General features: G+C 33.4%; 12 protein-coding genes. 6 read left to right on the forward strand and 6 right to left on the reverse strand.

Annotated elements, in window-relative coordinates:
- Positions 1-10: 10 nt before the first annotated feature.
- Complete coding sequence (locus H9632_RS04935; protein ID WP_191703006.1) at positions 11-1,324, reverse strand: MFS transporter; 1,314 nt, start codon at positions 1,322-1,324, stop codon at positions 11-13.
- Positions 1,325-1,517: 193 nt separating this feature from the next.
- Between H9632_RS04935 and H9632_RS04940 the strand changes: the two genes are divergently transcribed.
- Positions 1,518-2,762: a helix-turn-helix domain-containing protein gene (locus H9632_RS04940; RefSeq protein WP_191703007.1), complete on the forward strand. Its 1,245-nt coding sequence runs from the start codon at positions 1,518-1,520 to the stop codon at positions 2,760-2,762.
- A 57-nt stretch (positions 2,763-2,819) separates the two neighbouring features.
- Here the strand turns inward: H9632_RS04940 and H9632_RS04945 are convergent, their stop codons facing one another.
- The gene (locus tag H9632_RS04945; RefSeq protein WP_191703008.1) at positions 2,820-3,473 is read right to left on the reverse strand and encodes a Type 1 glutamine amidotransferase-like domain-containing protein; all 654 of its coding nucleotides are present in this window, start codon (positions 3,471-3,473) and stop codon (positions 2,820-2,822) included.
- A gap of 328 nt (positions 3,474-3,801) precedes the next feature.
- Here H9632_RS04945 and H9632_RS04950 point away from each other — a divergent pair, with 328 nt between their 5' ends.
- Both H9632_RS04950 and H9632_RS04955 read left to right on the forward strand, forming a co-directional pair.
- Positions 3,802-5,820 (forward strand): HelD family protein, encoded by a 2,019-nt coding sequence (locus H9632_RS04950; RefSeq protein ID WP_191703009.1) that lies wholly within the window; start codon positions 3,802-3,804, stop codon positions 5,818-5,820.
- A gap of 99 nt (positions 5,821-5,919) precedes the next feature.
- Complete coding sequence (locus H9632_RS04955; protein ID WP_191703010.1) at positions 5,920-6,336, forward strand: protein-disulfide isomerase; 417 nt, start codon at positions 5,920-5,922, stop codon at positions 6,334-6,336.
- A 118-nt stretch (positions 6,337-6,454) separates the two neighbouring features.
- Here the strand turns inward: H9632_RS04955 and H9632_RS04960 are convergent, their stop codons facing one another.
- A complete protein-coding gene (locus tag H9632_RS04960) occupies positions 6,455-7,174 on the reverse strand; it encodes a MerR family transcriptional regulator (protein WP_191703011.1) in 720 nt (239 codons plus the stop codon).
- Positions 7,175-7,361: 187 nt separating this feature from the next.
- On the opposite strand from H9632_RS04960, the gene epsC reads away from it, so the two are divergent.
- On the forward strand, positions 7,362-8,291 hold the full coding sequence (gene epsC / locus H9632_RS04965) for a serine O-acetyltransferase EpsC (RefSeq protein ID WP_191703012.1): 930 nt from the start codon (positions 7,362-7,364) through the stop codon (positions 8,289-8,291).
- Positions 8,292-8,599: 308 nt separating this feature from the next.
- A complete protein-coding gene (locus H9632_RS04970) occupies positions 8,600-9,127 on the forward strand; it encodes a hypothetical protein (protein WP_191703013.1) in 528 nt (175 codons plus the stop codon).
- Between the two features lie 282 nt (positions 9,128-9,409).
- Here H9632_RS04970 and H9632_RS04975 read toward each other — a convergent pair whose 3' ends face one another.
- Together H9632_RS04975 and H9632_RS04980 are read right to left on the reverse strand one after the other, a co-directional pair.
- Positions 9,410-10,084 carry a VOC family protein gene (locus H9632_RS04975; RefSeq protein WP_191703014.1) on the reverse strand — a complete coding sequence of 225 codons (675 nt, stop codon included), beginning with the start codon at positions 10,082-10,084 and terminating at the stop codon, positions 9,410-9,412.
- Positions 10,085-10,167: 83 nt separating this feature from the next.
- Positions 10,168-10,920: a CPBP family intramembrane glutamic endopeptidase gene (locus H9632_RS04980; protein ID WP_191703015.1), complete on the reverse strand. Its 753-nt coding sequence runs from the start codon at positions 10,918-10,920 to the stop codon at positions 10,168-10,170.
- 123 nt (positions 10,921-11,043) lie between these two features.
- Here H9632_RS04980 and H9632_RS04985 point away from each other — a divergent pair, with 123 nt between their 5' ends.
- Complete coding sequence (locus tag H9632_RS04985; RefSeq protein ID WP_191703146.1) at positions 11,044-11,568, forward strand: AAA family ATPase; 525 nt, start codon at positions 11,044-11,046, stop codon at positions 11,566-11,568.
- 50 nt (positions 11,569-11,618) lie between these two features.
- Here H9632_RS04985 and H9632_RS04990 read toward each other — a convergent pair whose 3' ends face one another.
- On the reverse strand, positions 11,619-13,421 hold the full coding sequence (locus H9632_RS04990) for a M3 family oligoendopeptidase (RefSeq protein WP_191703016.1): 1,803 nt from the start codon (positions 13,419-13,421) through the stop codon (positions 11,619-11,621).
- Positions 13,422-13,545 lie beyond the last annotated feature (124 nt).

The raw sequence follows: 13,545 nt of genomic DNA on the forward strand, positions 1-13,545 counted from the left end.
CTAATAAATATTAAATTACTTTGTTACTCGTTGCTACTTCCGTTTCAACTACTACATGATTTGTTTTTAATTCAGGGTGCGCCATTTCAATAATAGAACGGCGTAATAGGATTAAAACAATTGCGATTAAAATCGTTCCGCTGAATAGTAATATATATTGCGCTGGAATGATGTCATATAATATACCAAAACCAAGTGTCCCAATTGGCATAGCGGCAGTAGCCATCATCTCGATAATGCCAAATACACGTCCTCGGTATTCCTCATCAATTGAAGTTTGCATAATAACACCAATTGGAGTGTTTGTAATTACCCCCAGTGAACCAAACAAAAACATAATGATGAAATAATAGATGAAATTCATCATAGTCGAAAACTGAATAATAAGTGGTAATGCAGCTGCAATAACAACAACTGATGATGCAAATGTAGAGCGTTTTACAACTAGTAAAGGAAATTTAACATTTGAACGGGATGCAAAATAGATTGATGTAACCAGTACGCCTACTGCCGCGCCAGCTTCTGTCAGCCCAATCAATTTTGGATCTAAATGCAGGATTGTTAATAAAATGAAATCTCCACCAACATTAATCGCAGTGAAAAATAAATTTAGCAAAAGTGCTGTCCATAAAATTGCTTTAATAATCGGTTTTTTGTTTACATATCGGAAGCCTGATTTAAAGCTTTCCAACATTGATTCTTTTGGTAATTCTTCTGTCGTCATACTATCTTTTTTATAAAGGGTAAAATTCATTGTCGATTCTAATATAAGTGTAATAATAGCAGCACTAATAAAGATAATTAAAAACATTTCCATTGAAACAAAACCGAATAATACGCCACCTAAAATCGGACCACTAATGCCGGAAATTGAGTAGGATAACTGGTTAAAGCTCATCGCCTTTTGAAGTCTAGCCTCATCCACTAAATTGGCAATTGATGCTGAAAATGAAACACTTGAAAATGTTAGGAAAATCCCGTTAAAGACAGTCGTAATATAAATGGCCATTAATGATAATCCGAATTCATGTGTGTAAAGCAACAAAGCACTTATCGTCAAAATGACACCAGCCTGACCACCTAAAACGAGCCATTTTCTAGGCAAACGATCTCCAATAACGCCTGCAACCGGTGCTAAAATGATACGTGGTAAATAACTTAAAACAATTGTCGTAGCAAAGCTTAATGAAGATCCAGTTACCGATAATATATACATACTAATACCAAAGCTATAAACATGTCCTCCTAATGAACCAATCATTTTACTAATTAAAAAAGTGTATAAATTATAGGTTGCTTTTTTTAATTTTAATTGCTCCGTCATTTTCAAAACCCCTTTGTTTAATTTTATTAAACTTATTATATGAAATAGATTTTCTTTTTGCAATACAAAAGTTTAATTTAATTTAAAAATATAAAAATAATTTTTTGATTATATATTGAATTTGTTTAATTTTATTTAAATTATTTTCATTTTGTTATGGGGTTTGTTAAAATGTATTATATGAGGTGAGATTGTGTTAAATATTGGAGCAAAAATTAAAGAACTTCGAAAAGAGCAGAAAATGACACTTGCACAAGTAGCGGGGGACCGAATTACAAAAGGGATGCTAAGCTTAATTGAAAACGGGAAAGCCCAGCCATCAATGGAAAGTCTACAACATATTGCTAAGCAGCTAAATATTGATGTGTCAGAGCTAATGCAAACAGAGGATCATCACCAAATTAAAAAACTTTACCGGGAAGTTGAAAAAAAACGCTTAGCGCTTTCTAAATTTTATGGTGAGAAGAACTTTAATGAAAAAGTAATCGAATTACATGATACAATTTTGCCATTTGTTGAAAATGGGAGTTTAAAGGGGACTACCTTTGAGGAAGTTCGTATTTATGATGCTTATTTATCATTGCGCTACTATGCAAAAATGGATTTATCTGTAAAGCCTTTTGTGAAATTAGTCAAGATGTATGAACAGGTACATGCTTATTCCAAAATTTTAAGTACATTTGACCGAATGGCAGTTATTCAGTTTTTGGAAAGGAATTATACGGAAGCGCTTAACTATTTATTTGAAGGGGAAAAGTATATTGAAAAATATGGGGATTTAATTGATGACCTTGAAAAATTGGACCTGTATTACAATATAACGGTCGTTTCTGCGGCGATAAATGATGATGAGCAAGTAGAGCGTTATATAGAAACTGCGTTTACTCTCTCAAAGGAGAAAAAATTATTTTACAGACTAAATGAATTTTACCGCTTTTTATTTTTAATCCACTGTTCGAAAGAGGAAGGAGAAAAAGCATTTTATTATTTGAAAAAGATGCGTGCCTTTGTCGAGATCATGGAAGAGCCGGCTGAAACTGTGATGGAGCAGATTCTTACACTTTCCTATACAAACCAAATTGAAAAGGATTATGAAAAAACAATTGCTACTCGATATGAACGGATCGACATTCCTGGTGGGATTTTTACAAATATTTTCTTTAATGGGGAATATGCATATGCTTACTACATGCTTGGGCGTTATGAAGATGCATTAACTCATTTAAAAGACATTGAAATTTCAAGTAATAATCAGCATCCTATCGATTTGGCAATCATGTATCGCGCCTTTGCAGTGCGTGCGCTGTGCCAATTTATGCTGGGTGACAAGGAAAACGCAAAACGTGATGTTTTATATGCAACGGATGGTGTAAAGGATTTTAAAATAACGAAAGAAATTCAATTTATACTTGATGCACATAAAAAAATAATGGAATAGAAAAGGGGGCTACCGGAAAGTCAAAACGGACAGGCCCCCTTTTTTAGTTTTCACCTCTTAATATGTCTCTAGCTTTGCTATACATTGCTCATTAACAAAATGTAAATTTTCATGATCTTCAAGTGGATAGGTTGGTGTAGTGGAGTTCTTTAATGACCATTTATCAAAATATTTTTTTCGGGTTGAATCATTGTGATGCGGGCATAGCGCACCTTTTAAAATGCCCAAGCCTTCAAAATAGCCATATTCACTTTCTGATATTTCAGTATAGCAATGTTCGAACCAGCACATTGCACCTGCACTTATACCAGTAAGGATAACTCCTTGTTCGTAAGCCTTCTTTAATACCTCATCAAAGCCGGTTTTTCGCCACACATCCAGCATGTATTTTGTATTGCCGCCTCCTACATAGATAATATCCAGAGAATTCACCACTTCCTGAATTGTTGCGAGCTCAAAATCCGGTATCGCTAAATGTGAAGGGTGCTCACATTTAAAGGCATTATAAAATTTACCGATGTAACTTTGTGCATCATTACTTGCCGTTGCGACAAATGCGATTCTGAGTGGGGATGCTTTTCGCTTTATTTTAAGTATGTATTGATCGATGAAAGCACCCTCCATTTCGGAAAATCCTCCACCAGAAATGGCTATAATATGCCGCTCCATATATGCACCAAACCTTTCTAAAATAAGTGATATTGTAATCATCTAATCCAATCCATGTACTATCAGCTGCTGAAAAGTTCTAATATCCGGTCGAATCTTCTAATATATTAAAAAAAGTGCTAATATACTTTCAGTTTTCTAATATACTTGTCCGATGTGCTAATAAACTGCTGAAATATTCAAATATCACCCGGAAATGTGCTAATATCCAGACCGAAGTTTCTAATATCAGAGCTAAATATTCTAATAAAATCTCGCAACCACAGTTAAGTGCAGAAATCTTTTGGAATTCTAAACCCTCCACTTAGACACCAGCCAGAAATATGTTGATATACTAAATGGCACTGTGTGAATAATGGGGGTATTGCTAATGAAAGAAAAAGAACTGCCGTATTTTATCGATACATTATCCAGCTTAAAAAAAGCTTACCAAAAATTAAATAATGAAGTAAAGGTACAAGATAAAAGCTATAAAGATTTGCAAAAATATATGATTGATTATAAAAGTGAACTTGATAAGTTTGAAGTGTACGACTACCAACAAACATTGAGCATGATTGACAAGCAAGGTTATGCTCAGGTAATGGAGCTCGAGCAAGTAAAGAAGCTTATTTATTCACCATACTTTGGACGCTTTGATTTTGTATATGAAGGCGAGTCCATCAAAGATGCAGAACCGTTTTATATTGGACGATATGGTTTTAGGGATGACGAGGGAACGAATTTAATTTATGATTGGCGCGCACCGGTTTGCAATATGTACTATGAGTTTGAACTAGGACAAGCATACTATGAAGCAATGGAGCGACGTTTTGATGGGAATATAATAAATAAACGTCAAATCAAAATAGAAAACTCACAAATTCAGTATGTGATCGACAGCTCTTTAACAATTCAAGATGAGGTTTTACAGCAAACGTTAAATGAGCAGGCAAACGACAAGATGAAAACAATTGTTACTTCCATCCAGCGTGAGCAGAACAAAATTGTCCGTAACGAATCGGCCTATAATATGATTATTCAAGGGGTTGCTGGCTCAGGAAAAACTGCTGTTGCTCTTCACCGTATCGCCTATTATTTATATAAGTACCGCGATACACTACGAGCGGAACGAATATTTATATTGTCACCGAATAAAGTATTTGGTGACTATATTTCTTCTGTCTTACCAGAGCTTGGCGAACAGCCGATTCGCTCATTTACGATTGATGAGTTAACGGTGAATTTATTACCTGCAGCAGTTACTTTTACACCCTTTGAAGCTGAGATGAAGGAAATATTATCAAATCCGACTGGACCATTAGCACAACGGGCAAAGAAAAAAGCTAATTATGCATTTGTTAAGCGACTTCAGAATTTTTTATCGGATTTAAATAGCAGGCTCTTAAAACATGAAGCAATATCCATTGCTGATGTTATATTTGAAGCCGACTATTTACAACAGCGTTTCAATCAGTACCGCAATGGGCCGGTCGTTACGAGGATTGAGTTAATGGTCGATGATATTATTCAAGTGTTAAAGTCGAAAAGAGGCGGGGAAGGAAAGTTACCAAGTAAAAGTGAAATTAAAAATCGGTTAACAAAACGACTTTTGTATAAAAATCCATTTGAAATTTATAAAGTGTTTATTAAAGCATTAGACGAAAATACATTTAAGTTTTCCAAGAAAAACTTCGAATTTAATGATGTGTATCCTTATCTTTATGTTCAGCTTTATTTTAAAGGGATCAAAACATACGAATTAGTACAGCATTTTGTATTGGATGAAATGCAGGATTATACCCCGATTCAATATGCGGTGCTGGCTAAGGTCTTTGAATGTAAGCGAACAATTATTGGCGACTTTAGCCAGGCATTACTCCCATACGAAACGATTTCAAAAGAAGCGTTTCAGGAGATACTACCAAAATTAGAGTATGTGGAACTGACAACAACGTATCGTTCTTCCTATGAGATTGGCATGTATGCGAAAAAATTTATGCGTACCGGAGAACTTAATCCGATTGCAAGGCATGGAAAAGAGCCAGAGGAAATCCTCTATCGTTCAATCGATGACATGATGAAAGTTTTGCAGGAAAAGCTAACGAATCATTGGAGAACAACAGCGATTATTTGCAAAACAGAGGCGGATTTACAATTTATAAAAGAACGGATGGCCGTGCCATTTTATATTTTGGATGGGCATACAGAGAAGTTTGAAACAGGTGTCCTTTTAACGACTGTTCAGTATGCGAAAGGTCTGGAATTTGATTATGTTATTGTGCCATTAGTCGATGCCGGGCGATATGCAACGGACTTTGACCAAGGACTTTTATATATTGGGACTACAAGAGCAATGCATGAATTAACGATGCTAATAGATCATTCTAATCCTTCAAAATTACTGTGAAGCGATAGAGCTTAGGGGAAATTTAGTATATAGCCTTAAATTGAAACTTTTTATATGGAAAATACGTATAAAAAAGTAAAAAATAGGGTGGTATGATTAATGAAAAAGAGTTTCTCATTTTTTAGTTTAATAATTATATGTGTATTACTAGCTGTTGGATGTTCAGAAGAAAATAATAACTATTCATCAGATTTAGATGCTCATAAAAGGGATTTAGACGGCTATTTTTTTGATAGTGGACGATACCAACTATATTTCAAAGACGATAAAATGATGATTAATGGTAGAGATATTGGAAAAGATAAAAAAAGTGTACTTGATGAGATCTATTTAAATAAAGGTGTAGAACTTGGTGGTACGGTAATGGAAGAATATGAGAATGTTGAAGTGACAACAAATGACAATAAATATACTATAAAAGTGGATGATTTTACACTAGAATTTACTAAGTTTAAAGACCATATTATAGTTGATTCTGAAAACATGGAATTTATTCGAAATAAATTAGAAATTTAGCAATGATAACTGAAAACTCATACTTATTAATATAAGTTATATATGTATTCTAAAACAGCACCTTGATCAGTTTTGATTCAAATTGCTGTTTTTTTAGTCTTTAAAATGCGCGTCAAACTTATAACTGATCCAGTATATTAATGATACTGCACACATCCTTCATCGCCTGTTTTAAATTGAGCTCTAACTCATCGGTAACATGATAAAACTCATTTTTAAATTTAGGTGTATTTAAAAGCGTATGAATATCAGCCCCGTGTTCCAGTGCTTCAATTTCCTGAAATAAGTGGAGAATACTCGTTATTGAAAAGTGAGCACTTCGAAGCGTTCGAATAATGAGCAGCTTTTGAACATCATCTTCCGTGTATTGTCTGCGGTTTTGTGTATCGCGCTTCACTTTGAACAAACCATTGCGCTCCCAATTCCGAATCGTCTCTTCCGATAACTGTAGATGATTTGCCACCATTTTATGTGTATAAATTAAGGGTGAGCTAGTATTGCTTTGCAGAATATTAGTAGAAATTTTAACAGCCTTCTTCGCATAATCATATTCTGATTGTAAAAATTTAAAATAGATGAGTGCTGCATGTCGACTTTCCTGAAAATTTTCCTGTCCGCTAAGCTGTACAATGTTTGTCGCCATTTTGCGTAAATTATTTTGTATAAATTCTTGATTGAATGCGAGCCTGGCAATATACATTTGCTTTAAATGTGTTTCAGTATAAATTCTATAACCATTTTGTTTCCTGAAAACAGGAGATATATAGCCCCACTTTTCATACAGACGTACTGTATTCGGATGAACGTTCGCTTTTTTTGCAATTTCATTTGTTAACATGTTATAACATCCTTTAGTGTAATCACTATTTTCTTCGTTTATTTTATCAAATAATAATAGTAATGGATAATTTCCGGTAAGAATATCATCCGACTAGAAAAAGAAAAGAAAGTTCGACCGCTTTTAAACGTGTGTAGTATAATCGCTTATAAGATGAAAGATAAAAAGGATAAGGAGTTCATAAAAGATGAAAATTGAAGATTGGTTAAACAATAAAACTTCGTCAATTGCTACTGAGCTAATCGAATATAACAAAAAACATATAGAGATAGAAAAATCTATTGGCTTTACTGGACGAGATAAAATACATGAAATTTTAGATAGTTTTTATGAGATTTTTTTCCCGGCTATTTATAACCAAGGTACAGTAGATGAAACACGTACTTTAATGAATGTTAATAATAATTTGCGGAAATCAGCTTTAGATTTACGTGACATTATTGAAACAGTGCTTGTTTATCAAAACTTTGATAACTGTGATGGCCAATGCCGCGAAAAAGCAGATAAGGTAGTCATGAAATTAATCGATTCTTTCCCGCAAATCCGTGAGACGATCCAAACAGATATTCAGGCTGCCTATAATGGAGATCCGGCTGCTACGTCAACAGAAGAAATTATGTTGAGCTATCCATCTGTTCGTGCAGTATTTATACACCGTATTGCACATGAAATTTACAAAATGAATGTAACGATCGTTCCGCGAGTGATGTCTGAGTATGCTCATGAGTTAACGGGAATTGATATTCACCCTGGCGCAACTATCGGGCATTCTTTCTTCATTGATCATGGAACAGGAGTAGTTATAGGGGAAACTTGCTCTATTGGTAACAATGTGAAGATTTATCAAGGGGTAACATTAGGGGCATTAAGCTTCCCAATGGATGAAAACGGCAACCCGATTAAAGGCATCAAGCGTCATCCAAATATTGAAGATAATGTCGTAATTTATGCCGGGGCAACGATTTTAGGTGGAAAAACTACAATTGGGCATGATACCGTTTTAGGAAGTAATATTTGGATGACACATTCCGTACCGCCGTATTCACGAGTTTACAATTCTCAACCATCGCCAAACATCAGTAACAGTAAGGAAGTAGTAATAGAGTACGAAATTTAATAGTACAAATACAACGAGCTGAATAACGGGTTCGGATATTGAGGAAAAACAATAAATAACATTGTAATCAGAGACACAATTCGCATATGAATTTGTGTCTCTCTTTTTGTTGTTATCTTAACTTTATAATTAAATCAAACTAAATTTATTAGGTAATTCGTTTTTTAGAAGCGAAATTGGTTTTTAAGGATTCCTGTTAATTTATATTAAAATGAAAATATAACAATCTCAAGTTAGCACTTAATGTTACAAAACGTCGCTTTGGGAATGTATTTGATATAATAAATGTGCTTAGAAAGAGGTGCATTTTGCTGTCTTATAAAATAATTGTTAATGAAGGTCTTTTAAATAAAGAACTGTATGTATTAAATTCATCTAATGAAAAGATTTGGAGTTTAAAAAGTCACGATTCTTTATTAAGAAAAGTTGCGAATTTCAATCTTCGTGTTAAAATACCCTCCGTCTATTTTATTTATAATAATGATGACCAAGTGCGTTATCAATATATTAAAAATGCTAAAAATGAGCGATTGATTATTAACAATGAGGATGGCATAAACTTTCAAATTGAATGCTCAAAACATTTAGGAGATAAATTTTTCCGATGGTCTAATGGTGAATATGAATTATATTCATCTAATCAGACGACTGTCCATATTAAAACGCAGAACAAGATAATCGGTTCTATTGGGTACAGTGAAACTAAGTCTAACTGGAAAGTAACAGAGGATACTGTTGAAATTAAAATAGACGAAGAATATGAACAAGAAATTCCTATCATTGTCTTATTATATGTGAATGAATTTTATCAGAATAGAATTGGTTCACAGCTCTAAATAACTATTCATTTCGATACAAATAAATGTTCCCAAATCAAAGTTTGGGAAGAAGCGAAAATGGCAGAAATGTTGTTAAATCAACGTTTCTGCTTTTTCTATGGTTATATTGTTTATGCGTTGTTTTATGCACTTTTACTAAAAGTCAATATTGACAATGGTTTGAGCGTATTTTAAGGAATGTTGTGTCATTGATTTTCTTGTATAAAATCGTTGTAAATCCGCATTGTTCGAAGTAACTCTAGGACATTACTTCGGCTCGTTGTATTTTTATTTACATATTCAAATTAGAAAAAATTGATTGTTTTCATCAATACCTAGCTTTATGCCATTTTCCAAAGTGATCGTCATTGGAAAAATAACCGCATCCTTTTTAGAGAAATACCATCTTCTATTAGGATGAACAAGTAATAAAAAAACAAGTCCATTTTTATCGCTCATAAAATTCAAACCAACGGGATCAATTTTATTCCCATTACGATCAATTATGCCTGCCTTTTTCAACTCTTCAGCAACCATTACTTTATCATCAACCACTAAACTCATTTCTGACATTTGTACAATATTGTTGATAGAAAAAGGGGTTTCACTTTTCGGATTGTCTTCGGTTCTTGAGATGAATTCCACAATATTGCCTGCGGGATCTTCAAAATAAAGAGAATGAGCCTTAATATTTTCAAAGTAAACGTCATCTTTACCATCTTCTGTGGATAAAGCTACTCGCTTTAAAACCCATTCTTTTGCTTCAGAAAACTGATTGGAAGGAATATCAAAAGCAAAATGATAAAACGGATTTCCTTCAGTATTTTGGTCGTTAAACTCTATTGTTGTGTAACCAAACTTTACTTCAAAGCTGTGTGCAAGTTCAGTTTCCACTTTACAGCCTAAGATATTTTTATAAAAATCCTTCATTCCATCTAAATCTTTCGTTTGAAGCGATACCTTTTTAAATTTCAAAGTATTTCACCTTCTTCCTTATTTTGAAGATTATATTACATTTATTATATTCAAAAAGAAATAAGGCTTTTGATTGAAGTGGACTATGTTTTGATAAAATTTGTAGCGCGTAAAATGATGATGCCGGCTGCAAAAAATAGGAGTAAGCATATACACTTCACTAATTCCGTCATATGCAGTGGGATTGCAATTTGAATGCCATCATGAAAATAAAATACATTCATTAAACCGTGAAATAGGGCAGCAGGTATGACAGAACCGCTCCATTCACGCAAATAGGAAAGTACGCATGAAGTGATAAACAGAATTATGAAGTAGCTTACAGTACCTATTATCAGGTTCGTATAATCTTTATAAAAATAAGCAATGGGTACATGCCAAATACTCCAGATAAAAGCAATAATAATTGCTGTCTTATGAATTGAATAGCTCATTCTTAATCTAGTCTGATAATACCCACGCCATATGATTTCTTCGATGCCTGCCGAAAATGCTACAACTGTTAACCCTATTCCCAGGAAGAAAAATAATTGATTTCGTTCAACAAATAAAAAGCTTCCTAAATTCGTTGTAAATAAATATGTATGAACAATTAAACCTAAAAGTACCGGTAATACAATAGAAAGTAGTAGCGGAGCCATTTTGGATTTTTTTAGTTGAAATTGGTGAACATTAATTTTTTCCCTTGATGCAATATGTTGGATGGTGAATGTTAGTAAGGGGATTACCATTATTAATCCTAAATATGGTTGATCTATACGTACCATAATAAAATGATAAATAAGTGTAAGAGTAAATATAAAGACTGTCAGCAATTTTAAATCTTTAAAATTCAAAAGGACACCTCTTTCATTTAGTGCAACTTAATATATATGTAGTATATTACCGTTAAAATTTACAAATTATAATGGGGTTTGTTATAGTTACAATAAAAAATTTCAAAAAGGTGAGGGGTAGTAATATTTTTTATACAAATGTCCGGATTCCCAGGATCGGGGAAATCTACATTAGCACTGGAAATTGCAAAAAGAATAGATTGTGTCATTGTCGATCATGACATTGTTAAATCTGCATTGTTGAATTCGGTAAATGAAAGTCAACTGGATGGAAAGCTGGCAGGGAAAATTTCATATAATATCGATTTTTCATTAGTTGATTTTTATTTATCACAAGGAAAAAATGTCATTCTTGATAGCCCGTGCCTATACGATGAGATGATAGAAAAAGGAATGGCAATAGCTCGGACCAATAATGCGAAATATAAGTATATTGAATGCTATTTAGCCGATTTTGATAAAATCAATAATCGTTTAAAAAATAGAGTGAAAAAAATCAGCCAAATTACAGATGGGCAAAGTAAAGACATTTTTTATGCTACGCTAAAAAGTAGTAAAAAACCTGCTAATACAACATGCTTTACCGTGAAAACAGATGAACCGCTACATACATATATAGATGATGTTATTAATTATATAAACAATTAAAAATAGGGGAGGGGGATCTTCGTGCATCATGACCCCCCAAAACTATAAACTTAATTAGTTTCTAGCGCGGTTAATTCAATGAATAATTCGACATCTCTTACGCCAAGCATAATTCCTTTTTCCCAAAAGGTTTCTTGTGTTATATCCTCATTTAGATGTTTAAAAACCAGTTCCTCCATAGTCATTTTTCCAGAATCACGAAGTAACTGTATATAGGCATTTTCAAAATCAGCTCCCATTTCTTTGGCCTTTGCAAATAAACTTAATGCTAATAAGTATCCAAATGTATAGGAGAAATTATAAAATGGAGCATTTGTCATATAAAAGTGAGGTGTCCAAAGCCAAGTATATGCAGATACATTATTAAGGGAATCTTTATATCCAACAGAAATTGCATCCTGCATTATTTCGTTTAATCGATCTGCAGAAACGTAACCTGTTTTTCTCTCTTCATAAAAATTTTGTTCGAAAAGAAATCGACTGTGAATGTTCATGAAGTTCATTACACTTCTTTTAATTTTTTCATCTAATAGCATTATTTTTTCTTCTTTAGTAATAGCATTTTCAATTGCCGCATCTAATAAAATGATTTCGGAAAAGGTTGATGCCGTTTCAGCAATACTTAGTGGGTACTGTTTATTCAACCCATGCTGTCCATCCATCGCCGAATTATGAAAAGCATGTCCTAATTCATGCACGAGTGTCAAAACACTCATCATAGTTCCGCTATATGTCATAAAAACTCTTGATTCTTCCGTCAAGGGAAACCCAGCACAAAATGCCGCAGCCGATTTTTTGGACCGGTTTTCTGCTTCAATCCATCCTTTTTCAATCGCCTTTATTACGAACTGTTCCAACTTAGGCCCAAATTTTCGGAAGTGCAATTTAACTAAATCAATCGCATTATCATAATCAATATTTCTGGGAGTTATAGTTAAAGGTGCCCAAAAGTTATACGATTGCATTTTTCCTTTATTATTTATTTTCCCTTTATGATTAAGATAATTCGTAAACGGTTTTTTGTGCTTGCTTACAGCTGACCACATTGCCTCAAGAGTTTCTTTTTGCATACGATTTTTACTTAGCGGCACTTCCAATACATCGTTTATTCCTTGCAAGCTGTACATTTGGAGTCGGAAACCGGCCAGATGATTTAAAATTTTTGCAAATGATTCTTTTTGTTCCTTCCACTTTAGCTCCAATGCTTCATGGGCACTTTGCCGAATCTTTTCATCGGGATGTGACCGTAAATTCAAAGCCTGACCAATAGAATATTTCTGTTGCTTTCCATCATTTTGTAGATCTATTGTAAGATTTCCCATTAATGTTTGATAAAACTGACCCCAAGCATGGAATCCATCTGTAGACAGACTGGATAAAATAGCTTTTTCATTAGATGTGAGGGATGACTCTGTTTCCTTACGGCATTCAGTTAATATTAATTTAAAGTCCATTAATAGCTCAGATTCAAGTAGTTCTGTCCAGGAATTTAAAGGAGTGTTAGCTACTATAGCTTGAAACTTTGTTAACATAATATTATATTCGCTATTTAAATTAGAAATCTTACTTTGTAAAACATTTGCACCTGAATCCATTGGATCTTGAGCCAACAAGCATGTTATGAAAGAGGTAGCCTGAGATAATTTTAACTTCATATTACCAATCTCAATAAGCAAGTTTAAAACATTATTAGCATCTTCTGAATTAAATTTTGTAGTAATCGTTAAGCCTTTATTCATTAACTGCAATCCTTCTTTAATAACTTGCAAATGGTTATGTAATTGGATGGATTTGCTTCCACCTGGAAAAATACTATCTAAATTCCAAACTTGATTATAGTTGCTGTTATTCAATAAATTTCCCCCTCATTAATAAGAACATCTATTCTGTATATTAAACTATATCGAATCTTCTGACTATAAAAGAAGTAGAATTCAAGTGGGGGTAATTGGAAAAAATAAAGGAAACCAACTTTCG

Source organism: Solibacillus merdavium (genome assembly GCF_014836935.1).
In the GTDB taxonomy this organism is placed as follows: Bacteria; Bacillota; Bacilli; order Bacillales_A; family Planococcaceae; genus Solibacillus; species Solibacillus ferritrahens.

Bases quoted from the DNA above. Each gene is read 5' to 3' on its own strand.
- H9632_RS04950 (WP_191703009.1), top strand. From the start codon at position 3,802: ATGAAAGAAAAAGAACTGCCGTATTTTATCGATACATTATCCAGCTTA.
- H9632_RS04935 (WP_191703006.1), bottom strand. From the start codon at position 1,324: ATGACGGAGCAATTAAAATTAAAAAAAGCAACCTATAATTTATACACT.
- H9632_RS04960 (WP_191703011.1), bottom strand. From the start codon at position 7,174: ATGTTAACAAATGAAATTGCAAAAAAAGCGAACGTTCATCCGAATACA.
- epsC (WP_191703012.1), top strand. From the start codon at position 7,362: ATGAAAATTGAAGATTGGTTAAACAATAAAACTTCGTCAATTGCTACT.
- H9632_RS04955 (WP_191703010.1), top strand. From the start codon at position 5,920: ATGAAAAAGAGTTTCTCATTTTTTAGTTTAATAATTATATGTGTATTA.
- H9632_RS04945 (WP_191703008.1), bottom strand. From the start codon at position 3,473: ATGATTACAATATCACTTATTTTAGAAAGGTTTGGTGCATATATGGAG.